The following is a 23,804-nucleotide window of genomic DNA, read 5'->3' as shown; positions in this document are numbered from 1 at the left end:
CAGATAGGCATACCCATGGACCTGCGCCCCTTGCGCGCCCTGGTGGAAGTGGTCCGCCAGGGCGGCTTTTCCCAGGCGGCCAAAGTGATCTACGCAACGCAACCCACCATCAGCAAGGCGGTTCGCCAGCTAGAGGATGAGCTGGGCATGCCGCTCCTGGACCGCCACGCACAGCCCCTGCGGCTGACCGCGGCGGGCGAAATTGTGTACCGGCGGGCGCTGACGATGTTGGCCGAACGCGACGATCTCTACGCCGAGCTGGACGAACTCAAGGGCCTGAAGCGCGGAGTGCTGCGGCTGGGGCTGCCGCCGCTGGGCAGCAGTTCGCTTTTCGCGCCGATGTTTGCGCGGTTCCGCAGCCGGTATCCGCACATTGAAATCAGCCTGGTGGAACACGGCAGCCGCCGGCTGGAAGAGATGGTGATGGCGGGTGAGATCGAATTGGCGGCCTCGTTGAAACCCGTGCCGGAGCATGTGGACTGGCAACCAGTGGCGCGCGAACCCCTGGTGGCGCTGATGCCCGCCGACCATCCGCACGCGCACGCGGCATCGGTCGGCCTGCATGAGCTGCGCGAATCGCCGTTCATCCTGTTCGAATCGGGCTTTGCGCTGAACCGCATCATCCACGAAGCCTGCCAGCGTGCGGGCTTTGCGCCCACCATCGCCGCCCGCAGCGGCCAGATCGATTTCATCGTGGCGCTGGTGGCGGCCGGCTTGGGGGTGGCGTTCCTGCCGCGCATCACGGCTCGCGAGGAACTGCACGCCGGCGTGTGCCGCGTGCCGCTACGCGACCCGGGCACGGACTGGGAGATGGTGCTCGTCTGGCGGCGCGGCGGCTATCTGTCGCACGCGGCGCAGGCCTGGCTGGCATTGACGCGCGAGGTGCATCCCGGAGTATTCTGATGCGGAACCCAGCCGGCCCGATCGGGTCATATTTTTCATGCCCGCCCTGCCCCGTCCTTCCCCCCGCCGCCTTTCCGCCCGGCGTCTCCCCATCCGCCGGCTCGTTGCCGTAGGCGTCATCACCGCCGCCAGCGTCGTCGGCTGCTCGCACCTGGACTCCTGGCAGCGCCAGACCATCTTTTCCCCCCAATCCGAACCGCAAACCTGGTGGCGCGAACCCGCCGCCGGCACCGAGGTCTACGACCTGTCGCTCGCCAACGGCGATAAGGTCCGCGCCTGGTACTGGCAAAGCCCCCAGGCCGACGCCCCCACGGTGCTGTACCTGCATGGCGCGCGCTGGAACCTGAACGGCAGCGCCTTCCGCATCGACGGCTGGACCCGCATGGGTTATTCGGTGCTGGCCATCGATTACCGCGGCTTTGGCGCATCCACTCCGCGCCTGCCGTCGGAAGAAAGCGCGCTGGAAGACGCGATGGCCGGGTTGAAGGAACTGGCCCGCCTGCAACCCGACCCGGCACGCCGCTTCGTCTACGGCCACAGCCTGGGCGGGGCCATCGCCATCGATCTTGCCGCCCGGCCTGAACAGCCGGAATTCGCGGGCTTGATCGTGGAATCCAGCTTCACCAGCATCGGCGCCATGCTTGGCACCCTGCGCTGGGGCAAGGTGCCGGGCGCCAGCCTGCTCGTGACGCAGCCGTTTGCATCCGTCGACAAACTGGCCCAGATGCACACCCCCATGTTGATCATGCACGGCACCGCTGACCGCGTGGTGCCGCACACCATGAGCGATGAACTCTTCGCCGCCGCCCGCAACGTGGCGCCGGATCTGAAGCGGCTGGTGAAGATCGAAGGCGCGTCGCACTCGGGCGCATTCCGCAGCGGGCCGCAATACGACACCGCCGTGAAGACCTTCATGCAAGACGCCTCACGCGCCTACAAACGCAAGTCTGGATAGCGCCGGCGCGGCCTACTCCCCCTGCTTGTTCTGACCGCCGGGAAAACCCGTTCTCGGGAAACTCCTATATAAAAATATCTACTAAATATATTTACCGAATATTAGACTTTGCTCCTGCTCGCCGCGCCGCTTTGGCAGCGACGGAATCTTCAGGAGAAGCCAGTTGAGTAACGTGCGTTGGCAGGGTGTATTTCCTGCCGTAACCAGTAAGTTCCATGCCGACGAAACCCTCGACTTCGAAGCGATGCGCAAGCACTTCGCCTTCCTGATCGACAACGGCGTTCACGGCTTTGTCACCTGCGGCTCGCTGGGCGAAGCCAGCACCCTGACGTTGGAAGAAAAGCTCGAGGTCACGCGCTGCGCCATCGAAGTCAGCGCCGGCCGTATTCCCGTGCTGGCCAACGTGTCCGAAACCAGCACCCGCGAAGCGCTGCGCTTCATCAAGGGCGCGGTCGAGCTGGGCGTGGACGGCTTCATGCTGATGCCATCGCTGATCTACGTGGCCGACGCGCGCGAAGCCATGCAAAGCATCCGCACCATGGCGGAAGCGGCGCAAAAGCCCTGCATGATCTACAACAATCCGGTCGCTTACCGCGTCGACCTGAAGCCCGAGCACATGGTCGAACTGGCCGACTGCCCGTGGCTTGTCGCCATCAAGGAAAGCAGCGACGACATCCGCCGCGTGACCGATCTGCGCAATGCGCTGGGCACGCGCTATCAGCTGTTCATCGGCGTGGACGACCTGTCGTTCGAAGCGCTGGCGCTGGGCGCAGACGGCCTGCTGGCGGGCCTGGTTACCGCCTTCCCGCGCGAAACCGTGGCGCTGTACGACCTGATGAAAGCCGGCAAGTGGCAAGAAGCGCTGGCGCTGTATCAGTGGTTCACGCCGCTCTTGCACCTGGATGTTTCCACCAAGCTGGTGCAGAACATCAAGCTGGCCGAAACGCTGGCGGGAGTGGGCAACGAACACGTGCGCCGTCCGCGTCTGCCGCTCGTAGGCGCCGAACGCGAGCGTTGCACGGCCATCATCCAGGCCGCCATCGCCAAGCGCCCCAAGCAATACCAATCGACGTAAGCGGCCAGCTCCAGCTGAGCCAAACGCAGCAAGAACGCGTTGGCGCGCGGCTTAGCCGTCGCGCGCCAGGCCCTGTCCCACGCACGCCTATCGGACACCATGCAAAGCGACATCATCCTTCAGACACGTGGCCTGACCAAGGAATTCCGGGGATTCGTGGCGGTCAACAACGTCGACCTGAGCGTGCGGCGCGGCGCCATCCATGCGCTGATCGGCCCCAATGGCGCGGGCAAGACGACGTTCTTCAATCTGCTGACCAAGTTCCATATTCCGACGCGCGGCGAAATCCTGTACGACGGCGTGGACATCACGCAAGAACGCCCCGCGCAAACCGCGCGCCGCGGCATCGTGCGGTCGTTCCAGATTTCGGCGGTGTTCCCGCAACTGTCCGTGCGCGAAAACGTGCGCGTGGCCTTGCAGCGCAAACTGGGCGTGGACTATTGCTTCTGGCGGTCCGAACGCACGCTGGAAAGCCTGCATCACCGCGTGGAAGAACTGCTGGACCAGGTAGGCCTGCGCACGCATCTGGACGTGGCGGCGGGCGACCTGCCCTATGGCCGCAAACGCACCTTGGAAATCGCCACCACGCTGGCGCTGGAGCCCGAGCTGCTGCTGCTGGATGAGCCCACGCAGGGCATGGGCCACGAGGACGTGGACCGCGTCAAACATCTGATCAAACAGGTGTCGGCGGGGCGCACCATCCTGATGGTGGAACACAACATGAAAGTGGTGGCGGACATCTCCGACACCATCACCGTCTTGCAGCGGGGCGAGATCCTGGCCGAAGGCCCCTACGCCACCGTGTCCGAAAACCCGGCGGTGCGTGAAGCCTACATGGGAGCCGACGATGAATGACGCCCTGGCCGGCGCGCCCGGCAGCATGCTTGAAATCCGCAACTTGCACGCCTGGTATGGCGAATCGCACATCCTGCATGGCATCGATCTGGACGTGAAGCCCGGTGAATGCGTGACGCTGCTGGGCCGCAATGGCGCGGGCCGCAGTTCCACACTGAAATCCATCCTGGGTCTAGTCGGCCGCCGCAGCGGCTCCATCAAGGTCGAAGGACAGGAAACGGTGGGCATGCCCACTCACAAGATCGCGCGCCGGGGCATCGGTTACTGCCCGGAAGAGCGCGGCATCTACGCGTCGCTGACCGCGGAGGAAAACCTCATGCTGCTGCCCTCGGTAGGGCCAGGCGGCATGTCGGTGGAAGAGATCTACACGATGTTCCCCAACCTGAAAGAGCGTGCGCATAGCCCCGGCACGCGGCTATCGGGCGGTGAACAGCAGATGCTGGCAATGGCGCGCATCCTGCGCACCGGCGCCCGCTTGCTGTTGCTGGATGAAATTACCGAAGGCCTGGCGCCCGTCATCGTGCAATCGCTGGGCCGCGTGATCCGGCAACTGAAAGAGCGCGGCTACACCACCGTGCTGGTCGAACAAAACTTCCGCTTCGCCCAGCACCTGGCCGACCGCCATTACGTCATTGAGCACGGCCAGGTAGTCGCCGTGATCGACCGCGCCGAGGTCCAGCAATCGCAAGACAAGCTGAACGCCTTGCTCGGCATTTGAGCTTTCCGCCGTACTCCTTCCGACCGCAGTCCCCCATTCCTACACGGAGCGTAGTCAGATGAAATTGAATCGAATCGCAGCAGCGTTGTGCGTCCTGGGCTTTACCGGCGCGGTGCCTGCCGGCGCGGCGCACGCGCAAGCCAAGATCAGCGACGACGTCGTCAAAGTCGGCGTGCTGACCGACTTGTCCGGCGTGTATTCCGATCTGGCCGGCAACGGCTCGGTGATTGCCGCGCGCCTGGCCGCCGAAGAGATGGGCAACAAGGTGCTGGGCAAGCCGGTTGAAGTGGTTGCCGCCGACCACCAGAACAAGCCCGACGTCGCCGCCAACCTGGCGCGCGAATGGTTCGACCAGGGCAAGGTCGACATGATCACCGACTTCCCCACCGCGTCCACCGCGCTGGCCGTGATGGAAATTGCCAAGCAGAAGAACCGCGTGACGATGCCGTCGGCGGGCTTGTCCACCGCAATCCTGGGCGAAAAATGTTCGCCGCTGAATGCGCAATGGACGACCAACACCTATGCGCTGGCCGCCGGCACAGCGCGCGCGCTGGTCAAAGAAGGCAAGAAGACCTGGTACTTCATCACCGCCGACTACACCTTTGGCCACTCGCTGGAAAAGGATGCCACCGAAGTCATCCAGGAAAACGGCGGCACCGTGGTGGGCGTATCGCGCCACCCGTTCCCCGGCAATGATTTCTCGTCGTTCCTGCTGAAGGCGCAGGCGTCGAAGGCGGACGTGATTGCGCTGGCCAACGCCGGCAACGACACCGTCAACGCCGTGAAGCAAGCCAACGAATTCGGCATCAACAAGAAGCAGATCGTTGCGCCGCTGTTGACCTATATCTCGGACGTGCACAGCATGGGCCTGCCCAAGGCGCAGGGCATGTACCTGACCGAAGCGTTCTACTGGGACTATGACGACGCCTCGCGCGCCTGGGCCAAGAAGTTCTTCGAGAAAGCCAAGAAGATGCCAACGGCGTCGCAAGCCGGCGTGTATTCGGCCACGCTGTCCTACCTGAAGGCGATTGAAGCGGCCGGCACTGACGACGCGCCCGCCGTGATGGCCAAGCTGCGTGAAATGACCATCAACGACGCCGTGATCCGCAACGGCAAGCTGCGCGCCGACGGCGCCCTGGTGCACGACATGCTGCTGTTGCAGGTGAAGATGCCCGCCGAATCCAAGGCCCCGTGGGACTACTACAACGTGAAATCCGTGCTCAAGGGCGACGAGGTATTCCCCAAGCCCCAGGCCGCCTGCCCGCTGAACAAGTCGTAAGCCCATCATGTTCGACATCTCGCTTCCCGCGCTGCTGGCCCAACTGTTGGTGGGGCTGATCAACGGCTGCTTCTACGCCATCCTGAGCATGGGCCTGGCCATCATTTTCGGCCTGCTCAACATCGTCAACTTCACGCATGGTGCGCAGTTCATGATGGCGGCGTTCCTGGCGTGGATCGGCTTCACCCAGCTGCCGCAATTGTTGGGCCCCGGCGTGCAGATCAACTTCTGGGCGGCGCTGATCCTGGCGCCGCTGGTCGTGGGCGCGGTGGGCGTCGTGATCGAAAAGACGCTGCTCAAACGGCTGTATCACCTGGACCACCTGTACGGGCTGCTGCTGACGTTCGGCATTGCGCTGATGATGGAAGGCGGCTTTCGCTACTTCTACGGCATATCCGGCGTGGGGTACGAGCCGCCCGAGATCCTGCAAGGGGGTTTCGATCTGGGCTTCATGTTCCTGCCCGCCTATCGGGGCTTCGTGGTGGTGGCGTCGCTGACGCTATGCATCGCCACCTGGTATCTGTTCGAGCGCACCCGGCTGGGCGCGATGCTGCGCGCAGGCACCGAGAATCCCAAGCTGCTGCAAGCGTTTGGCGTGAACGTGCCGGTGATGATCACGCTGACTTATGGCTTCGGCGTGGCGCTGGCCGGCGTGGCGGGCGTGTTGGCCGCGCCCGTCATGCAGATCAATCCGCTGATGGGGTCGAACCTGTTGAACATCGTGTTTGCGGTGGTGGTGATTGGCGGACTGGGCTCCATCATGGGCGCCATCGTCACGGGCTTGGCGCTGGGCCTGCTGGAAGGGCTGACCAAGGTGTTCTACCCGGAAGCGTCCACCGTTGTCGTGTTCATCGTGATGGCCGTCGTGCTGCTGATGCGCCCCGCGGGCTTGTTCGGCAAGGAGAAATAAGGTGTCGCGCATTCCATTTTCCATCCGCATCCTGGCCGTGCTGCTGGTGCCTGCCCTGCTGGTGCCGTTCTTTCCCCAGATCGTCTACCCCGTGTTCGTGATGAAGGTGCTGTGCTTCGCGTTGTTTGCGCTGGCCTTCAACCTGCTCACCGGCTTCACCGGCCTGGTGTCCTTCGGCCACGCCGCGTTTTTCGGCTGGGCAGGCTATGCCGCGGGCGAAATGATGATCTTGTTCGGCGCGCGCGGCCTGCCGCCCGAGATCGCCATCGTCTGCGGCGTGGCGATGGCGGCCGCCATTGGCTATGCCATCGGCTGGCTGGCCATCCGGCGCACGGGCATCTATTTCGCGATGATCACGCTGGCGCTGTCGCAGGTGGCGTACTTCATGGCGGTGCAGGTGGGCTGGACGCGCGGCGAAGACGGCATGCAGGGCATTCCGCGCGGCAAGTTCCTGGGGCTGGTGGACCTGAGCATCGACACCAACATGTATTACTTCGCGCTGGGCGTCTTCGTGCTGGGCTTTCTGTTCGTCTACCGGGTGATCCATTCGCCGTTCGGCCAGGTGCTCAAGACCATCCGGGACAACGCGCCGCGTGCGATTTCGCTAGGTTACGATACGGATCGGTGCAAGCTGCTGGCCTTCGTGCTGTCAGCCTCGGTCGCCGGTCTTGCCGGCTCGCTGAAGGCGCTGGTGCTGCAACTGGTAGCGCTGAATGATGTGTCCCTTGCTACCTCCACCGAAGTGCTGCTGATGACCCTGCTGGGCGGCATCGGCACCGTGTGGGGCCCGGTGGTCGGCGCGACGCTGGTCGTCAGCTTGCAGAACTACCTTGCCACCCTGGGCGATGTCGTCACCATCGTCATCGGGCTGATATTCGTGTTGTGCGTGTCGTTCTTCCGACGCGGGTTCGTCGGCGAATGGCTGGCCTACACGCAGTGGCGCAAAACGAAGGAAAACAATAATTGATGGCAGGAGCAGAACCCAAACGACGCGCCGCGGATGTCGCGTACGACCAGATCGAAAGCATGATCGCCACGTTGCAATTGCAGCCTGGCAGCGCGGTCGTGGAAGCGGATCTGGTGGAGAAAACCGGCCTGGGGCGCACGCCCCTGCGGGAGGCGCTGCTGCGCATGGTCGCGGCCGGCTTGATCCGCCAGGAACCCCGGCGCGGCCTGCGTGTATCGATGATCCAGCTGGCGGACCACATGGACTTGATCCAGACCCGCCGCGCGCTGGAGCAGCTGATTGCCGCCAGCGCCGCGCGCCGCGCCACGCCCGCCCAACGCGCCCAGATCGTGGATTGCGCGGCGCAGATGATTCGGGCGTCCGAAGGCGGCAACCTGGACGACTACATGCATGCCGACCAGCTGCTTGACTACGTCTGTCATGAAGCCAGCCGCAATGTGTCGGCCGTGAATGCGGTGGAACCGCTGATCATTCAGTGCCGGCGCTTTTGGTACGCCTACCAGCACGAGGGCGATATTGCCGAAGGCGCCCGCCGCCACATGCTGATGGCGCAGGGCATCGCCACAGGCAACGAATCCGCGGCCATCAAGGGCGCGGATTCGTTAATGGACTACCTGGAGATGTTTACGCGCAAGGTGATTGACGCGTAGCGGCCGGTGCGACCTCTGGCGTGCCAAGGGTGGCGGCGGCAGGCGCAACGGCGTCCGCCCGGCCCCGCTTCAGCCACGCCATCACGCGTGGGCGTGAACGGTCGTAGGCCAGGTTGTACAGGAAGGCGTAGGGCAGATAGAACAGCACCAGCGCGATGTCCAGCACAAAGGCTTCCCACAGGCTGATGCTGAGCCACCACGCCGCCAGCGGAATCACGATCAGGATCAGGCCAAGCTCAAAACCAAAGGCGTGAACCACGCGCACACCCATCGTGCGCTTGAAGCCGAAACGGTTTTCAACGCGGTCAAAGCCGGCGTTGTAGATCATGTTCCAGACGAGCGCGATCCAGGCGATCACGGCCGTGAGGACACCCATTTCAAACAGGGATTTGCCCATGGCCCAGGCTGCGGCGGGTGCGCAGAGGCCGATGGCGAGAATTTCAAACAAAAAGGCGTGGAAAAAGCGTTCTTTCAGGGATTTCGTAGCTTGCGTCATGACCCACCGAGGTCGTTTCAATAAAGTGGGAACGATTTTCGTCGATATTTCCGGTACGATAAAGTTACTATCCATCGGAAAATCCGATAACCATGCGCCACTCGCTTGAATCCCTGGCGGCCTTTGCCCAGGTCGCTTCTGAAGGCTCGTTTTCAGCCGCCGCCCGCAAGCTGGGCAAAAGCCAGTCCACCATCAGCGAAACCATCGCCAACCTGGAAGTGGACCTGAACGTGGCGCTGTTTGACCGCAGCCAGCGCCAGCCGTCATTGACCGAAGCCGGCCAGGTCTTGCTGGGCCAGGCGTTGCAGGTGCTGGCGGCCAACGACCGCTTCAACCGTAGCGCCAACCAGTTGGCCGAAGGCCTGGAGCCCCGCCTGACCGTGGTGCTGTCGGACACCTTCCAGTCAAAAACGTTTGAGAACATGCTCAGCCAGATCGACCAGCGCTACCCCGCGCTGCGCTTCGAATGCCTGATCGCCGAGTACGAAGACGTGGTGGCGCTGGTGCAGCAAGGCCGCGCGCATCTGGGCCTGATGGCCGCGCAAGACGCCTACCCGCCCGATGTGGGATACGCGACGCTGGCCGAGCGGTCCGAAATCGTGCTGTGCGTGGGCCGCAGCCATCCGCTGGCGGACCGCCCGTGCGTCACCACCGATGCGCTTCGAACTGAACGCGAATTGCGCCTGAGCACCTTTGAACTCAACGACAAAGACACGGCGCCGCCGCACGCAACGTGGTCGGCGCCGGGTTATCTGATGCTGCTGGAAATGGCCAGCCTGGGTTTTGGCTGGACGGAATTGCCACGTTGGATGATCCAACGTTTCGGGCGCGACCAATTGGTCGAGCTGACGGTGCCGGGCTGGCCTCGCCACATTCGCGTTGACGCCGTGTGGTCCACGCGCCGCGCGTTGGGTCCTGCGGGCGCGTGGCTGCTTGAGAGCCTGGCTCGCGGCTAACGCGCCCGGCTGTCTACCGTATCAATAGGCCGTATCAACGCGCCGTGGCGGGCAAGCGCGAGATGCGTACGCCGTTGGCGTTTATCCACTCACCCAGCTTGGGGCTGGCCAGCACGTCGAACTCGGCGCGGCGCTGGCGCGACATGGGGCTGCCGTCCTTGCAATCCATGGCGGGGTGGCACATCAACAAGTCCCCGTCGCGCGCGTTGAACAGCCAGTTCTGCAACAGGTCAGCATAACGGCGCTTGCCGCCTTCGAATCCATACACGCCCAGCAGCCGGCGGTTGGTGCGCAACCCATCCTTTTGCGCTTGGCGGGCCAACGCGCCTGAACCCAAGGCGCCGATGATGCGCGCCTTGATCGATTCTTTCAGCGGAATGCCGGACAACGCGCCCGGCGCGGTCTGGCGCAGCCACGGCATGGCGTCGCCATAACGGCGCTTCAACTGCGCCAGCACCTGTTCACGGATGCCGGGCAATTGATGCACGTGTTGGTGGCCATCCACGTAATCGGGCGCGCGGCCAAACGCAGCTTCGAAAGCGTCAAACTGAAGATTCAGTTGCGCATCGATCCACGCCGGATCAAGCCGGCCGGCGTAGGCGCTGAAGATCAGCTTGCGCAGCGACGGCATCGGTTCCGCGTCCGCGGTCAGGTTTTCCGAGAAATTCACATGCAGGCCGATGTCCACGTTCTGCGCGGCCAGACGGCGTGCATTCTGCGCAAACGTGGGACCCAACGACAAGCCGCTTACCGCGCTGATGCGGCCCATGGCGGCCAGCGCGATCATGCCTTCATCGATGTCGGCATTCATGCCAAAATCGTCACCGCAGACCACGATACGTTTGCTCATCGCTACCCCTCGCATTTCCTTTTCAACACGGCATCCATGCGCGCCTTTCTTCAGCAGATCAGCCTTTTCATTGCAGTGGGTTGCGCCGCCGCCGCCACCCATTGGGCGGTTGCCGTGGGCTGCGTCGAACTGCTTGGCCTTGTACCACTGGCTGCCAACCTGGTCGGCTGGCTGATCGCCTTCGTCGTTTCTTTTACCGGACACTACCAGCTTACGTTCAGACATTCCCAAACACCCTGGACGATAGCCGCCCGTCGTTTCTTTCTGATTTCAGCCGCGGGCTTCGCCATCAATGAATCCGCCTACGCGCTGTTGCTGCACACCACCGACATTCCCTACGACCTGTTGCTGGGCCTGATCCTGATCGGACTGGCGTTCGCAACCTTCATCGCTAGCCGGCTTTGGGCGTTCCGCCACAAGCCCGCTGTCTGAACGCGTCGTCAACGTCCACGCGCCACATCACGTACTTCACACTGAGCACAACGGGGTCCAGTCCGCGCAATGGCGCGTAAACCGGGCCGTCCGAACGGGTGCCCCAGACCCAGTAACGCGCTCCGTCCGGCGCGGCACACAGCCGCGCGCTGAATTCCGCGGAGCTGACCAGCAGCTCTTTGCCCGTTGCGGGGTCAAACTTGGCGGCGTCGTAGAGTTCCTTGCGCCAGTTGTCGCGCACCGGCACATCCTGATCCAGCCAGTCGTCCACCACCCATGTTGGCCGCGGCGCCTGGGCGTAGAGCGCCAGGTCAAAGGGATACGTATGCAGGGCCACAAAGGTATCGTCCGGCCGGGCGTGCTCGCGCACCACCTTGGCCAGCGGCCCCGCGCTGCCCCGTGCGTTGTGGGCGGCCACCCCGACGGCGACCACGCAGATCGCAGCCGCCACGCCCGCGCTAATCTTGACCAGGCGCGGCGCGGTGGCGTCGCCGCCATCCTCGCGCCAGACACCCAGGATGACTTCGGCCAGCAAGAACGCCAGCGGCGCCAAGGCCGGCAACACATAGCCGACGAGCTTGGATTGCGGCACGGAAAAAAAGGCGATCACCACCGCAAACCAAACCAACGCCAAGCGCCGCAGGTCACGCGTGGCGTCGTCCTGCCAAAACACCTTGCGCATGATGCCGCCGCCCCACAGCGACCACGGCAGGCTCAAGCCCGCCACGACCGGCAGGTAGAACCAGAACGGCTGCGCATTGTTGAAGCCGCCCGCCGCAAAGCGCTGAAAATGCTGATAGACAAAAAAGTAGTGGTAAAAGCCCGGAAAGCGCAGCTGCATCAGCGCGAACCAAGGCACTGCCACCACGGCGAACAGCAACAGCGCGGGTGGCCACAACACCGCAGCCAGGCCACGCCAACGGCGCCGCCATGCCAGCCAGATCAACAAAATAACGCCGGGCAAAAGCAATCCGATCAAGCCCTTGGCCAGCACCGCCAACGCGGCCAGTGCAGCGGCGGCCAACGACATGGCGCGATACGGCTGCCCACGCTCTTGCCGCAAAATGGTGTCCACCGAGGCCAGCACGCACAGCGTGATCATGCCGGCGACAAGCATGTCCAGGTTTGCAAACTGCGCGCCGCCGTAGAAGAACGGAATTGTGCACAGAATCAGGACGGTCAGCGTGGCCGCCGCGTGGTCGCGATAGCGGCGCACAAAGGCATACAGCGCCGCCGCCGCCGCCCAGGCCGCCAGCCACGACGGCACCCGCGCCACCCAGGGATGCGCGCCGAATACCGTGAATGACAGCTCGGTCAACCAGTAATAGAGCGGGGGCTTGTGAAAATACGGCATGCCGTCCAGCAACGGCACTGCGTGCGAACCGCTGCGCAGCATGTCCCAGGCCACGCCTGCGTACCGGCCTTCGTCAGGCAGCGTCAACGGCCGAATCCAGGCCAGCAACGCCAGCCACACGCCAACGATAAGCAGGAATCGGCCCGCGGGCGGGGTCCATTCGGAGCGCGCCGCGGACACGGGGCCGCCCGCCATGATCAGCCGGGGGCCGAGCCCGCGTTCGACGCCTTGCCTTGACGGCGGCGCACGACGTACAACGGACGACCCTTCACTTCATCAAAAATGCGCGCCACGTATTCGCCGACAACGCCCAGCGAGATCAGGTTCACGCCCGCGAAGAACAACACGGCGGTAACGATGGTGGTCCAGCCGGAAACGGGGTTGCCCGACATCAGGTAGTCACCCACCAGGTAGGCGGCATACGACATCGCCACCAAGGCGAAGGCCACGCCCACCAGGCTGACCAGGCGCAACGGCCACGTCGTGAATGCCGTCAAACCGTCCAGCGCCAACCGGAACAGGCGCATCCCGCTAAAGCGGCTATTGCCGTGCATGCGATCGTCGGGCGTATAGGGCAACGCTTCGCCCTTGAAGCCGACCCATGCGTACAGGCCTTTCATGAAGCGGGTACGTTCGGGCAGCGCAATCAGCGCATCGACGACATTGCGGTCCATCAGACGGAAGTCACCGGCGTGCGCGGGTACATCGACGCCACGCGCGCTGCTCAGCAGCTTGTAAAACCAGCGGGCGCCGGAACGCTTCAACCACGACTCATCGTCACGGGTTTCGCGCACGGCATAGACCATTTCGGCGCCCGCAGCCCAGCGGGCAAGCATTTGTTCGATCAGGGCGGGCGGATGCTGCAAGTCGGCGTCCAGGCAGATCACGGCGTTGCCGGTGGCCGCTTCCAGGCCGGCGCTAAGCGCCGCTTCCTTGCCGAAATTGCGCGACAACTGCACGTAGCGGAAACCGTCGTGCTGCGTCCATTCCGCCATCAGCGCTTCCGTACCGTCCGTGCTGCCATCATCGGCCACAATGATTTCCCAGCTGGTGCACAACGCCGACAGACGCACGCGCAGCAAAGGCAGCAAGACGCGCAGGTTCTCGGCTTCGTTCAGGCAGGGGATGACGCACGTCACGCAGGTGTCATACGGCACGGCCGCAACGCGAGATGACCAAAGCGACTCCAGGGGATACGCTTTGGTCAACACTTGCTGAGGAATCGGGTCGGACCGGAATTGGATGTGCATAGGACGCTTTGATCGAAATACAGGACGCTATGCCGAGCAGTATGCGCAGGGCCTCGTCGAATTTTCATGAAATGCGGCACACGCTTGCACGCACGATGCCGCCAAAGAATTCTAGGCAGCGGCTCGCTGAAAATGATGAAGCTGCGTAAACGCCGCGTGAATCTATGTCCCTAATTTGTGAAGCTGCGTATAGCGGCGTCCCGCGGCGCCAGGGCCAACATCAGTAAAATGCGGCCAGATTTCGTTTACACAGGTTGTCATGCAATACCGAGTCCGCCCTATGCTGGCCAGCGACGTGGACGGCATTTTGGATGCCCAGACCCTGGCCTACCCCGACTTTCTGCTGGAAAGCGCGGCCTTCTTCATGAACCGCCTGGCGCTGGCGCCTGCTTATTGCTGGGTGGCTGGAACACAGGACGACGACACCCTGCTGGGTTATCTGATTTCCTACCCCTGGGATGCCGGCCTGCCGCCCGCGTTGGACGTGGCGTTGACCACGTTGCCCGCGCCGGCCGACCACTGGTTTCTGCATGACTGCGCCGTGGTGCCAGCGGCGCAAGGCCTGGGCGTGGGCCAGGCTTTACTGCGGACCGCGGCGGCGGCAGCGATGGATCACGGCTTGCATCGCGCAAGCCTCGTGTCGCTGGAATCCGCCGTGAGCTATTGGCTACGCCATGGTTACCACCCGGTCGCAGAACAAGACGAGCACTTGGCCGCCAAGCTGGCCGACAAGCTGGCGGGCTACGGTCCGCAGGCCCGCTACATGGCCCGGGCCATTCCGCTTTAACCCCTTTGATTACGCGGCTCCCGCCACGCCGGAGCATGCGCGTTGCCCCGTTCCTATACATTGCGGCCCGCGTGGCCGTAAGATAGGCGCACATTTCCAGTGGTGTGGCGGCAACGGTTCCGATAGTCAGAATTGCGGCGCCCTGTCTTGGGGCGCGAAGGTCCATATGATTTCGCTTTCGCCCGTTCAATCCCTCTTGGCTTGCTGCCTGGTGCTCGTCGTGGGACGCGTGCTGACCGCCAAGATCGGCATCCTCGCCCGCTACAGCATTCCCGACCCCATCGTGGGCGGGCTGCTATTCGCCGTTATCGCGTATCTGCTGTCGAAATGGGGCGGCGTGTCGGTCTCGCTCGAGACCAGCATCCGTCCGACGCTGTTGCTGCTGTTCTTCGGCTGCATCGGGCTGACCGCCAACCTGAAGCTGCTTGCCAAAGGCGGCCCGCGCCTGATCGCATTCCTGCTGGCGTTGATTCCCTTTCTTGTCTTGCAGAACGCCGTGGGGCTGGGCATGGCCTGGCTGCTGGACATGCATCCGCTGATGGGCTTGCTGGGCGGCACGATCACCTTGGTGGGCGGACATGGCACGGGCGCCGCCTATGCCACGCGCTTTGCCGACTTCAACAATATCCAGGATGTGATGGCGCTGGCGATGACGTCCGCCACGCTGGGGCTGGTGCTGGGCGGCGTTGTCGGCGGCCCGGTGGCGGAATGGCTGATGCGCCGGCACAGGCTGGCGGGCAGCCTGGACCATCAAGCGCAAGCGGCCAAGGCGGGCCAAGCCTCCGTCGACCTGGCCGAGGAAGCCGCGCCGTCCAGCGCCGGCTCGTTCATCGTGTCGATGACGGCGGCGTTCGTGTGCCTGGTCGTGGGCGGTTATCTTGCAATGTTGGTCGAAGACGCTCCCGTCAGCCTGCCGAACTTCTTGTGGTGCCTGGCCACCGGCGTGATCATCCGCAACGGCGGCGCGCGCCTGGGGCTGAAACTGGATGACCGCGCAACCGAAATCATCGGCACGATTTCACTGTCGCTATTCCTGGGCATGACGATGATGACGCTGGACTTATCCAGCGTGGCCCGCCTGGCAGGGCCGCTGGCACTGATGCTGTTCGTACAGACCTTGTTCTGCGCGCTATACGCAGCGTGGGTGGTGTTCCGCATTCTCAAGAGCGATTACGAAGCGGCCATCATGTCGGCGGCCTTCTGCGGCTTTGGGCTGGGCGCCACCGCCACCGCCATTGCCAACATGCAGGCGCTGACGCGCCGTCACGGTCCCGCGCCGGAAGCGTTCATCGTGGTGCCCGTCACGGGCGCATTCCTTGTCGACATCCTGAACGTGATCGTGCTGACGTCCTTGATCTCTTTGCCGTTCGTGGGAGGGATGTAAGCATGGCCAACCTCAAACGCTATCTGCTGATTGCGCTGTGCCTGCTGCTGGCCGCCTGCGGCCGCGCACCAGACACGGATGCGTTGCGCGCCGATGTCGAGCGCGTGCTTGCCTCTACTTACGGCGAAGGCCTGTTCCGCATCACCGAACTCAAACGCATGGGCTCGGCTTCCGACAGCACCGCGCCCGCTGGCGAAACGCGCCGCGTGGTCTATTACGACGTCGAGCTTGGCCTGGGCCGGGATATCGCGTTGGGCGCCTGGGACCAGCCGGGTGCGGCGTCTCTGGTGACCTTGCTGGGCGCAGGCCCGCGCAGCATCAGCGGCGTGAAGTCCGGCGGCAATCAGGCGGGTGACCGTATCGTTGCGCACGCCAGCGCCATCTATCGGCAGGAAGGCGATGACTGGAAGCTGGTGACGCCGGCCGGCTTCAAGGCGGCCGAAGCCCCGTCGCTGGATACGGGCGCGCCCCCGCCCGTCACCAAGCAACTGCTGGACACGCTGGATCAGATCACTCATTCCGTCGCCTACAGCGCATCCAGCACCGCGCAACACGTGGTCCAGCAGGAGCTGGAACGCTCGGTGTCGCGCATCAATGGCCGGCTGGCCCGATTGCAACAGGGCTACCCGCTGGCGGGCGGACCGGACCGGGGCGAGTACGTGGCCTTTGCCCGCGCATTGAGCGCCGTGGCGCGCGCCCGTCAGATCCGAGTAACGCCCTTGATTACCGGCGGCGGCGCAGAGAACATTGCTCTTCTGCGCAGCGGCGACGCCGTGGTTGGGCTGGCCCAAGCCGACACCGCGCGCCTGGCTTATGAAGGCCGTGGCCCCTTCGCGTCGCAAGGCCCGTTCGCCGGACTGCGTGCGCTGGGCAGCCTGTATCCCGAACTCGTCCACGTCGTGGTGCGCGATGACCCCGCGCTGCGCACCATCCACGATCTGAAGGGCAAGACCATTGCGCTGGGGCCGGAAGGGTCCGCCGTGCGCGCTACGCTGGAACACGTGCTGGCGGCCCATGGCCTGCAAGCGGGGCGCGACTACAAGGTCGCCGACACGCCGTTTGCGGAGTCGCTGCCCGCCTTGCAAGCCGGCACCGTGGATGCCGCCGCGCAGGTCATCGGCGTCCCCGCCACGCCGCTGCGCGACGCGCTGACCCAGGCGAAATTGAAGCTGCTGCCGCTGGACCCGGCCGCGATCAAGTCGCTGACGGCGGCCGACGCGGACCTGATGGCGCTGGAAATCGCCGCGGGTACGTATCCCAATCAGCCCGTACCGGTTCCCACCATCGGCACCGCGGCGCTGCTGCTGACCACGGCAAACCTGACCCGCGATGAAGCGCTGATGGTCGTGCGCGCCGTCTACCAGACCGGCCAGGACCTGCTGGCCGCCGGGTCGCCGCAAGGCGCACAGGTCTCGGTGGCCAATGCGCGGCGCGGGCTGACCGTGCCGTTGCACGATGGCGCCGAGGAAGGTTTGGCCGCGCTGGAGCACGCCAAACCGCGTTGATCCCGGATGCGCTTATGATTGCGCTCCTAATCAGGAATTCCCATGAATAAATTTGATCTCCAAAAGAACCAGGCCCTGAAGCTGGCCAGCCAGCTGAAGCAATCCGCCACGCCCGACCGCTTCGGCACCGCTTCGCAAGCGCCCGACCGCCGCGAGCAGCGCAAGCTGGATCAAGCCGCCGGCCTGGTGCCGTTTCCGCTGAAAGTGTCGCAGGCCCATGCCGACAAGCTGCGCGCCCTGGCCGCCGAACGCGGTGTGTCCACCAACGACATCGTGGCCGAGCTGCTGCAGAAGTCGCTGGGCGAATAAACGCAATGCACATCTGGGTCGATGCCGACGCCTGCCCCGGGGTCATCAAAGACATCCTGTTTCGCGCCTCGCAGCGCTGGCAGGTGCCGCTGACCCTGGTCGCCAACCAGATGCTCTTCACGCCGCCTTCCCCGCTCATTCGCGCTGTGCAGGTGCCACGCGGCTTTGATGTCGCCGATGCGCATATTGTCGAGCGCGCGGAGCCGGGCGATCTCGTGATCACCGGCGATATTCCGCTGGCAGCTGAAGTGCTGGAAAAAGGCGCGATGGCGCTTAACCCGCGCGGCGAACGCTATTCGCCAGAGACCATCCGGGAACGGCTGGCGGTGCGGGACATGATGGAAGAATTGCGCGCAAGCGGCGTGGACACGGGCGGCCCGCCGTCATTCAGCCAGGCCGACCGCAAGGCGTTCGCCAATCAGCTGGATTCGCTGCTCGCGCGGCTCAATAAAAAGTGATGTAGGCCTTGTACAAGATGGTGCCGATGGCCGTGATCAGGCCTACGCCCATCAGGCCCATTCCCAGATTGCGGTCTCGAAGCCCGAAACCGACCAGCATCAGCGCCACGCCCGTGACAATGATGATCAACATGGTATTGGTGTGGGCATCCATGGATGTCTCCTGTTGGCCTTTGGTTTTTGGCCATGTGCAATCGGCAATTGGCAATCGGCAATTGGCAATTGGCCATTGGCCATTGGCCATTGGCAATTAGCAATTAGCCATGCACCGTAGTCGTTATCACCATGATAAGCAGGGTGATCGTCCAATGACATGCGCTGCGACGCAATCGCGAAAGCTCGGTTTGCGCCACATCAAGAGATCAATCCAAAGCCGGCTCCGGAAAACAAAAAAGCCAACCGATTAAGGTTGGCTTGATTGCTTTGCACCCCCGGTGCGGCTTGTCGACAACCCATGGCGCTCGTTTCAGTTCATTCATACAACCCGCGCTCTTGCGAACACGCTTATACAAACTCAACTTCACTACACCTGCGTCGTCTTCAAGGGTCTTTGGTGGGTGGTACAAGTTTCGAACTTGTGACCCCTGCCGTGTGAAGGCAGTGCTCTACCACTGAGCTAACCACCCTGAAAGAGGCGAAATAATAGCATGTTTTTTAAAACGTGCGCAAGTCGCCTAAGAAAATTATTTATGCGGCCGTGACCGGCGCATCCAGCTTGCGCCACACGCACTCGCCGCCCACCGATTTGTCCAACGCCGCCAGATAGGCCTCGTGCTCGGCAAGCTCGTCATCGCTGGCCTTCAGCACGACCAGGCCCGACGCATCGAACTTGGCCAGCACAATGCCGTTGCTGCCTGCGCCGTCGTTGTCGTCCACATCGATCAGCAGCGCATCTTGCCCGCGCGTCATGGCCAGCCAGACTTCCGCCAGCAACTGCGAGTCAAGCAATGCGCCGTGCAGCGTGCGGTGCGCGTTGGAAATGCCGAAGCGGTCGCACAGCGCGTCCAGCGAATTGCGCTTGCCCGGGAACAGCGAACGGGCGTGCAGCAGCGAATCGGTGACCGTCTCGCAATAGTCGGTGATGGGGCCGCGGCCCGTCTTCGCCAATTCGGCGTTGAAGAACTTCACGTCGAACGCGGCGTTGTGCGCGATGAGTTCCGCGCCCTGGATGAACTTGACGAATTCGTCCGCCACATCGGCGAAGCGGGGCTTGTCGGACAGGAATTCCGTCGTCAGCCCGTGCACCGCCAAGGCCTCGGGGTCGCTGTCGCGGTCCGGGTTCAGGTAGATGTGCAGGTTGTTGCCCGTGGACATCCGGTTGACCATTTCCACACAACCGATCTCAACGATGCGATGACCCTGGGCAGGGTCCAGTCCGGTGGTTTCCGTGTCAAAGATGATCTGGCGCATGACTTATTCCGACGCTGCATTGGCCGAAGCCGGCGGCGTGTGGGCGCCCGGCGTGGGGGCCGGGGGATGCTCTGCGCTGCCGGCATGGCCGGGTTTCTTGCGTGCGGTGGCAATCAGCGTGTAAGCCACCGGCACGACGAACAAGGTCAGTAGTGTACCCAGCATCAGCCCGCCGACCAGAACCCAGCCGATCTGCTGGCGCGATTCCGCCCCCGCGCCCGTGGACAGCGCCAGCGGCACCGTACCCAGCACCATGGCGCCCGTCGTCATCAGGATCGGGCGCAGGCGCAGCACGCTGGCCTCGGTGACGGCGGCGAACAGTTCGCGGCCCTCGTCGCGCAATTGGTTCGTGAATTCCACGATCAGAATGCCGTGCTTGGTGATCAGCCCCACCAGCGTGATGAGCCCGATCTGGCTGTAGATGGACAGCGTGCCGCCCGTGAGCCACAGCGCCAGCAGCGCGCCCGTCATGGACAGCGGCACCGACAGCATGATGATGAACGGGTTGCGCCAGCTTTCGAACTGCGCGGCCAGCACCAGATAGATGAAGGCCAGCGCCATGCCGAAGACCAGATAGATGCTGCCGGATGAATCGCGGAATTCGCGCGACTGCCCGTCCAGGTCGGTAACGATGGTGTTGGGCAAGACATCACGCGCCACCTGATGCATGTGCGTCAGCACTTCGCCCAGCGCGTAGCCCGGCGCAACCGCGGCGTCGATCTTCACGGCGCGCAGGCGGTTGAAGTGGTTCAGCGATTGCGGCGACACGCCTTCATGCACGCCCAGCAGGTTATCCAGCTGCACCATGCTGCCATCACGCGCCCGCACGTAGATGCCCGAAATATCGGTAGGGTTGGCGCGGTCGCGCGGCGTCACCTGCACGATCACGTCGTACTGCTCGCCCTCGTCTTTGTAGCGCGTGACCTGACGGCCGCCCAGCATCGATTCCAGCGTGCGGCCCACGGTATCCACATTGGCGCCCACGTCGGCCATCTTGTCGCGGTCCACCCGCACGCGCAGCTCGGGCGTGTTCAAGCGCAGGTCGGTGTCCAGGTTGAGCAAGCCGGGATACTTGCGCAGCTCGGTCAGGAACACTTCGGTCAGGCGCGACAGTTCCGCATACGAGGCCTGGCTCATGATGATGAATTCCACCGGCTTGGATCGCGCGGACTGCCCCAGCGACGGCGGGTTCGTCGGAAAGGCGCGCACCCCCGGCAGCGACGCGAATTGCGGCTGGAGTTGCTGGGTGATGGCCTGTTGCTTGCGGTCGCGCTCTTCCCACGGCTTCAAGCGAAGGATGGCGGTGCCGTCCGTCACCGTCGGAAAGCCCACGGTGACCTGGCTGCCGCTGGCTTCCGAGATTTCGGAATAGAACTTCTCGATGCCCAGCATGCTGTCCAGCGTGTAGTTCAAGGTGGCGCCTTCGGGCGAGCTGACTATGCCGAACACCACACCGCGGTCTTCGATGGGCGCGAGTTCGCTCTTGACCACCTTGAACAGCACGCCGCTGCCGGCCGCCACGGCCACGCCGATCACCACCACCAGCCAGCGATGCCGCAACGACGCGCCCAGCAGGCGGCGGTAGCCGTTGCTTAACCCATTCAGCCAGCCTTCGATCAGGTTGTACCAGCGGCTATGGCTGCTTTGATGGCGCAGCAGCACCGAACACATCATGGGCGTCAGCGTCAGCGCCACAAAGCCCGACACCAGCACAGCGCCTGCCAGCGCCAGCGCGAATTCGATGAACAGCCGCCCCGTGCGCCCGGTGGCGAACGCCAGCGGGGCGTACACAGTGACTAGCGTCATCGTCATGGCGACCACCGCGAAGCCGATTTCTTTGGACCCGCGCAGCGCCGCTTCCTTGCGCGGCATGCCCTCTTCGATGTGCCGGTAGATGTTCTCCAGCACCACGATGGCGTCATCCACCACCAGGCCAATGGCCAGCACCATCGCCAGCAGGGTCAACGTGTTGATCGAAAAACCGAAGAAGTACATCAGCGCGCACGCCCCCACCAGCGACACCGGAATCGTGACGATGGGGATGATGCTGGCGCGCAGGTTGCGCAGGAAAAAGAAGATCACCAGCACCACCAGGATGATGGCTTCGCCGATGGTGTGGAAAACGGAATCAATGGAACGTTCGATGAACACCGACGAGTCATACGCAATGGTCAGCTTCATGCCGGCCGGCAGCGTTTCGTTCAAGCGCTCGACTTCCTGGCGCGCGGCCTTGGACAACTCCAGCGGGTTGGCGGTGGACTGCCGCGTCACGCCGATGTTGATGGCGGGCTTGCCGTTAAAGCGCGACAGCACGCGGTCGCTGGCGGCGGCGATTTCCACTTTGGACACGTCACGCAGCCGGACCGGATAGCCCTTCACGTTGGCCACGATCACGTCTTCGAATTGCGCGGGCGTTTGCAGGTCGGTGGACGACACCACCGAGAATTCGCGCGCGCGCGATTCGATGCGGCCCGCCGGAATTTCCACGTTCTGGCTGCGCAGCGCGGCTTCCACGTCCTGCACGGTCAGGCCGTAAGCAGCCAGCTTGTCGCGGTCGACATAGATGCGCATGGACGGCAGGCGCTCGCCAAACACGCGCACTTCCGCCGCGCCCGGCAACACGGACAGCCGGGTCTTGATGTAGCGGTTGATGTAGTCGGACGTCTGGATGGCCGAGAACGATCCCGATTCCACCGCGATGTAGATGATGGGCTGGGAATCGGCTTCGACCTTGCCGATGATGGGCTCGTCGATTTCGTCCGGCAGGAAGCGCCTGGCGCGCGACACCTTGTCGCGCACTTCGGCGGCCGCCGCGTCCGGGTTGCGCGACAGGTTGAACTTGATGTTGATCAGGCTGCGTTCGGAACGGCTGCGGGACGTCATCACGTCCACGCCCTCGATGCCCGCCAGCTGGTCTTCCAGCGGCTTGGTCACCTGGGACTCAATCACCTCGGGCGAGGCGCCCTTGTAGGTGGTGTCCACCGACACGATGGGCTCGTCGATCTTCGGATATTCGCGCACGGTCAGCCGCGAATACGAGATCAAACCGATCAGCACGATGATCAGCGATAGCACCGACGCAAACACCGGCCGCTTGATGCAAGTTTCCGAGATACGCATTGCGTCACCGCCAAGAAAAAATGTGAGCCGGCCTCACGTGCCGCTGCCGACGACGTTCACGGCCGCGCCGTCCGTCACGCGCTGTATGCCCGCCACCACCAGCTGATCGCCCGCCGCCACGCCCGTCAGGATTTCAACGCGGCCCTCGCGGCGCTCGCCGATGGTGACTTCGCGCCGTTCTGCGCGGCCGTCCTTGACCCGGTACACGTACTGGGTCTCGCCCGACGGCGACAACGCCGCCTCCGGCACCACCAGCGCCTTGTCCTGATTGAACAGCAATTGCACACGCGCGAACATGCCCGGGCGCAGCACCGAATCCTTGTTGGCGACGGTGGCGCGCAGCAGGATCGAGCGGCCGCCCGCATCCACCAGCGGGCTGACGGCGTACACCAGACCCTGGCGTTCCTGGCCCGGCAGCGCGTCCAGGCGCAGCGTCAGCTGCTGGCCCACGCCCACCTTGCTCAAATACATTTCCGGCACGCGGAAGTCCACTTTCAGCGGGTCGATGGCTTCCAACGGCGCAAGATCCTGCCCTTGGTTCACGTAATCGCCCACGGACACGCTGCGCAGCCCGGCGATGCCGCCAAACGGCGCCGAAATCGTCATCTTGTCCAGCCGCGCCTGCGCCAGCGCCACGGCGGCTTCCTGGACTTTCAGCGTGCTGGCGGATTCGTCGCGGGCCTGCTGGCTGACGAATCCCTTGCCCTGCAATTCCACGGCGCGCCGGTAATGGCTCTGCGCCAGCGTCAGGTTGGCGCGCGCCTGCGCCAATTCGGCGCGCGGCACGGAGTCGTCCAGCCGGATCAGCGTCTGCCCGCGCGTGACGGGCTGGCCTTCCTTGAATTCAATCGACTGGATGCGTCCCGCCACTTCCGGCCGCAACACGACGGACTCGTCGGAACGCAGGCTGCCCACAGCCGACAGGCCGCGCGCAAAAGGAATTTCTTTGACTGAAGCCACTTCGACCCTGACGGGCGCGGCGGGGGTGGGCTGGGTTTTGGCGGCGGTCTGGGCAGGAGCGGCCCCGGGCGCGAGCCATCGCGGCACAAAAACGCCCAATGCGGCCCCCGCGGCCAACCCGGCCGCAACGGCGGCCAGCAGTACAGCTTTTTTCATGCGCGAATGTGGCGGTGATGCGGCGCGGACCGGATTTCCCCACTAGGACGACGCCGCAGGAACTG

The 23,804-nt window shown here is 63.9% G+C and carries 24 protein-coding genes and 1 tRNA gene; 16 read left to right on the top strand and 9 right to left on the bottom strand.

The window, feature by feature from the left end; all coding sequences use genetic code 11:
- Positions 1-15: 15 nt before the first annotated feature.
- From ACFZAI_RS19590 to ACFZAI_RS19550, 9 genes are all read left to right on the top strand, one after another.
- The gene (locus ACFZAI_RS19590; protein WP_391568501.1) at positions 16-903 is read left to right on the top strand and encodes a LysR family transcriptional regulator; all 888 of its coding nucleotides are present in this window, start codon (positions 16-18) and stop codon (positions 901-903) included.
- Positions 904-940: 37 nt separating this feature from the next.
- A complete protein-coding gene (locus ACFZAI_RS19585; protein ID WP_391568500.1) occupies positions 941-1,858 on the top strand; it encodes an alpha/beta hydrolase in 918 nt (305 codons plus the stop codon).
- Positions 1,859-2,021: 163 nt separating this feature from the next.
- Entirely contained in the window at positions 2,022-2,933 is a 912-nt protein-coding gene (locus tag ACFZAI_RS19580) for a dihydrodipicolinate synthase family protein (RefSeq protein ID WP_054427334.1), read from the top strand.
- 99 nt (positions 2,934-3,032) lie between these two features.
- Positions 3,033-3,788, top strand: coding sequence for an ABC transporter ATP-binding protein (locus ACFZAI_RS19575; RefSeq protein ID WP_391568499.1), 756 nt, complete (start codon positions 3,033-3,035; stop codon positions 3,786-3,788).
- Positions 3,781-4,506 (top strand): ABC transporter ATP-binding protein, encoded by a 726-nt coding sequence (locus ACFZAI_RS19570; protein ID WP_391568498.1) that lies wholly within the window; start codon positions 3,781-3,783, stop codon positions 4,504-4,506. The genes ACFZAI_RS19575 and ACFZAI_RS19570 overlap by 8 nt, the downstream gene beginning before the upstream one ends.
- A gap of 58 nt (positions 4,507-4,564) precedes the next feature.
- Positions 4,565-5,785 (top strand): ABC transporter substrate-binding protein, encoded by a 1,221-nt coding sequence (locus ACFZAI_RS19565; protein WP_391568497.1) that lies wholly within the window; start codon positions 4,565-4,567, stop codon positions 5,783-5,785.
- 7 nt (positions 5,786-5,792) lie between these two features.
- Complete coding sequence (locus tag ACFZAI_RS19560; protein ID WP_054427331.1) at positions 5,793-6,695, top strand: branched-chain amino acid ABC transporter permease; 903 nt, start codon at positions 5,793-5,795, stop codon at positions 6,693-6,695.
- 1 nt (position 6,696) lies between these two features.
- Entirely contained in the window at positions 6,697-7,662 is a 966-nt protein-coding gene (locus ACFZAI_RS19555) for a branched-chain amino acid ABC transporter permease (protein WP_391568496.1), read from the top strand.
- Positions 7,662-8,312 carry a GntR family transcriptional regulator gene (locus ACFZAI_RS19550; RefSeq protein WP_391568495.1) on the top strand — a complete coding sequence of 217 codons (651 nt, stop codon included), beginning with the start codon at positions 7,662-7,664 and terminating at the stop codon, positions 8,310-8,312. The genes ACFZAI_RS19555 and ACFZAI_RS19550 overlap by 1 nt, the downstream gene beginning before the upstream one ends.
- Here ACFZAI_RS19550 and ACFZAI_RS19545 read toward each other — a convergent pair.
- Positions 8,287-8,808 (bottom strand): multidrug/biocide efflux PACE transporter, encoded by a 522-nt coding sequence (locus ACFZAI_RS19545; protein WP_391568494.1) that lies wholly within the window; start codon positions 8,806-8,808, stop codon positions 8,287-8,289. The genes ACFZAI_RS19550 and ACFZAI_RS19545 overlap by 26 nt on opposite strands.
- 92 nt (positions 8,809-8,900) lie before the next feature.
- Here ACFZAI_RS19545 and ACFZAI_RS19540 point away from each other — a divergent pair, with 92 nt between their 5' ends.
- Positions 8,901-9,764: a LysR family transcriptional regulator gene (locus ACFZAI_RS19540; protein ID WP_391568493.1), complete on the top strand. Its 864-nt coding sequence runs from the start codon at positions 8,901-8,903 to the stop codon at positions 9,762-9,764.
- A 34-nt stretch (positions 9,765-9,798) separates the two neighbouring features.
- Here ACFZAI_RS19540 and ACFZAI_RS19535 read toward each other — a convergent pair whose 3' ends face one another.
- Positions 9,799-10,614: a ChbG/HpnK family deacetylase gene (locus tag ACFZAI_RS19535; protein ID WP_391568492.1), complete on the bottom strand. Its 816-nt coding sequence runs from the start codon at positions 10,612-10,614 to the stop codon at positions 9,799-9,801.
- A 36-nt stretch (positions 10,615-10,650) separates the two neighbouring features.
- Between ACFZAI_RS19535 and ACFZAI_RS19530 the strand changes: the two genes are divergently transcribed.
- A complete protein-coding gene (locus ACFZAI_RS19530; protein WP_391568491.1) occupies positions 10,651-11,046 on the top strand; it encodes a GtrA family protein in 396 nt (131 codons plus the stop codon).
- Here ACFZAI_RS19530 and ACFZAI_RS19525 read toward each other — a convergent pair.
- Both ACFZAI_RS19525 and ACFZAI_RS19520 read right to left on the bottom strand, forming a co-directional pair.
- On the bottom strand, positions 11,006-12,595 hold the full coding sequence (locus tag ACFZAI_RS19525; protein WP_391568490.1) for an ArnT family glycosyltransferase: 1,590 nt from the start codon (positions 12,593-12,595) through the stop codon (positions 11,006-11,008). The two genes, ACFZAI_RS19530 and ACFZAI_RS19525, sit on opposite strands and share 41 nt — an antisense overlap.
- Positions 12,596-12,597: 2 nt before the next feature.
- Positions 12,598-13,650 carry a glycosyltransferase family 2 protein gene (locus tag ACFZAI_RS19520; RefSeq protein ID WP_391568489.1) on the bottom strand — a complete coding sequence of 351 codons (1,053 nt, stop codon included), beginning with the start codon at positions 13,648-13,650 and terminating at the stop codon, positions 12,598-12,600.
- A 280-nt stretch (positions 13,651-13,930) separates the two neighbouring features.
- Here ACFZAI_RS19520 and ACFZAI_RS19515 point away from each other — a divergent pair, with 280 nt between their 5' ends.
- The 5 genes from ACFZAI_RS19515 to ACFZAI_RS19495 all read left to right on the top strand — a co-directional run bounded on the left by ACFZAI_RS19515 (position 13,931) and on the right by ACFZAI_RS19495 (position 18,093).
- A complete protein-coding gene (locus ACFZAI_RS19515; protein ID WP_391568488.1) occupies positions 13,931-14,437 on the top strand; it encodes a GNAT family N-acetyltransferase in 507 nt (168 codons plus the stop codon).
- A gap of 166 nt (positions 14,438-14,603) precedes the next feature.
- Positions 14,604-15,821 carry a sodium/glutamate symporter gene (gene gltS, locus ACFZAI_RS19510; RefSeq protein ID WP_391568487.1) on the top strand — a complete coding sequence of 406 codons (1,218 nt, stop codon included), beginning with the start codon at positions 14,604-14,606 and terminating at the stop codon, positions 15,819-15,821.
- Positions 15,822-15,823: 2 nt separating this feature from the next.
- Positions 15,824-17,326, top strand: a complete 1,503-nt coding sequence (locus tag ACFZAI_RS19505; RefSeq protein WP_391568486.1) for a TAXI family TRAP transporter solute-binding subunit — start codon at positions 15,824-15,826, stop codon at positions 17,324-17,326.
- Between the two features lie 42 nt (positions 17,327-17,368).
- On the top strand, positions 17,369-17,635 hold the full coding sequence (locus ACFZAI_RS19500) for a hypothetical protein (RefSeq protein ID WP_391568485.1): 267 nt from the start codon (positions 17,369-17,371) through the stop codon (positions 17,633-17,635).
- Between the two features lie 5 nt (positions 17,636-17,640).
- Complete coding sequence (locus ACFZAI_RS19495; RefSeq protein WP_175171639.1) at positions 17,641-18,093, top strand: YaiI/YqxD family protein; 453 nt, start codon at positions 17,641-17,643, stop codon at positions 18,091-18,093.
- Here ACFZAI_RS19495 and ACFZAI_RS19490 read toward each other — a convergent pair.
- The 5 genes from ACFZAI_RS19490 to ACFZAI_RS19470 all read right to left on the bottom strand — a co-directional run bounded on the left by ACFZAI_RS19490 (position 18,080) and on the right by ACFZAI_RS19470 (position 23,739).
- Positions 18,080-18,247, bottom strand: a complete 168-nt coding sequence (locus ACFZAI_RS19490) for a hypothetical protein (RefSeq protein ID WP_391568484.1) — start codon at positions 18,245-18,247, stop codon at positions 18,080-18,082. The genes ACFZAI_RS19495 and ACFZAI_RS19490 overlap by 14 nt on opposite strands.
- Before the next feature lie 397 nt (positions 18,248-18,644).
- A tRNA-Val gene (locus tag ACFZAI_RS19485) sits at positions 18,645-18,719 on the bottom strand.
- 61 nt (positions 18,720-18,780) lie between these two features.
- Positions 18,781-19,503 carry a DNA polymerase III subunit epsilon gene (gene dnaQ, locus ACFZAI_RS19480; protein WP_391568483.1) on the bottom strand — a complete coding sequence of 241 codons (723 nt, stop codon included), beginning with the start codon at positions 19,501-19,503 and terminating at the stop codon, positions 18,781-18,783.
- 3 nt (positions 19,504-19,506) lie between these two features.
- Positions 19,507-22,623, bottom strand: a complete 3,117-nt coding sequence (locus ACFZAI_RS19475; protein ID WP_391568482.1) for an efflux RND transporter permease subunit — start codon at positions 22,621-22,623, stop codon at positions 19,507-19,509.
- A 33-nt stretch (positions 22,624-22,656) separates the two neighbouring features.
- Positions 22,657-23,739 (bottom strand): efflux RND transporter periplasmic adaptor subunit, encoded by a 1,083-nt coding sequence (locus ACFZAI_RS19470; protein ID WP_391568481.1) that lies wholly within the window; start codon positions 23,737-23,739, stop codon positions 22,657-22,659.
- Positions 23,740-23,804 lie beyond the last annotated feature (65 nt).

The sequence above is a fragment of the Achromobacter sp. NPDC008082 genome, from assembly GCF_042957345.1.
Taxonomy (GTDB): Bacteria; Pseudomonadota; Gammaproteobacteria; order Burkholderiales; family Burkholderiaceae_B; genus Achromobacter; species Achromobacter kerstersii_A.
This window is presented reverse-complemented; position numbering and strand designations above follow the sequence as displayed.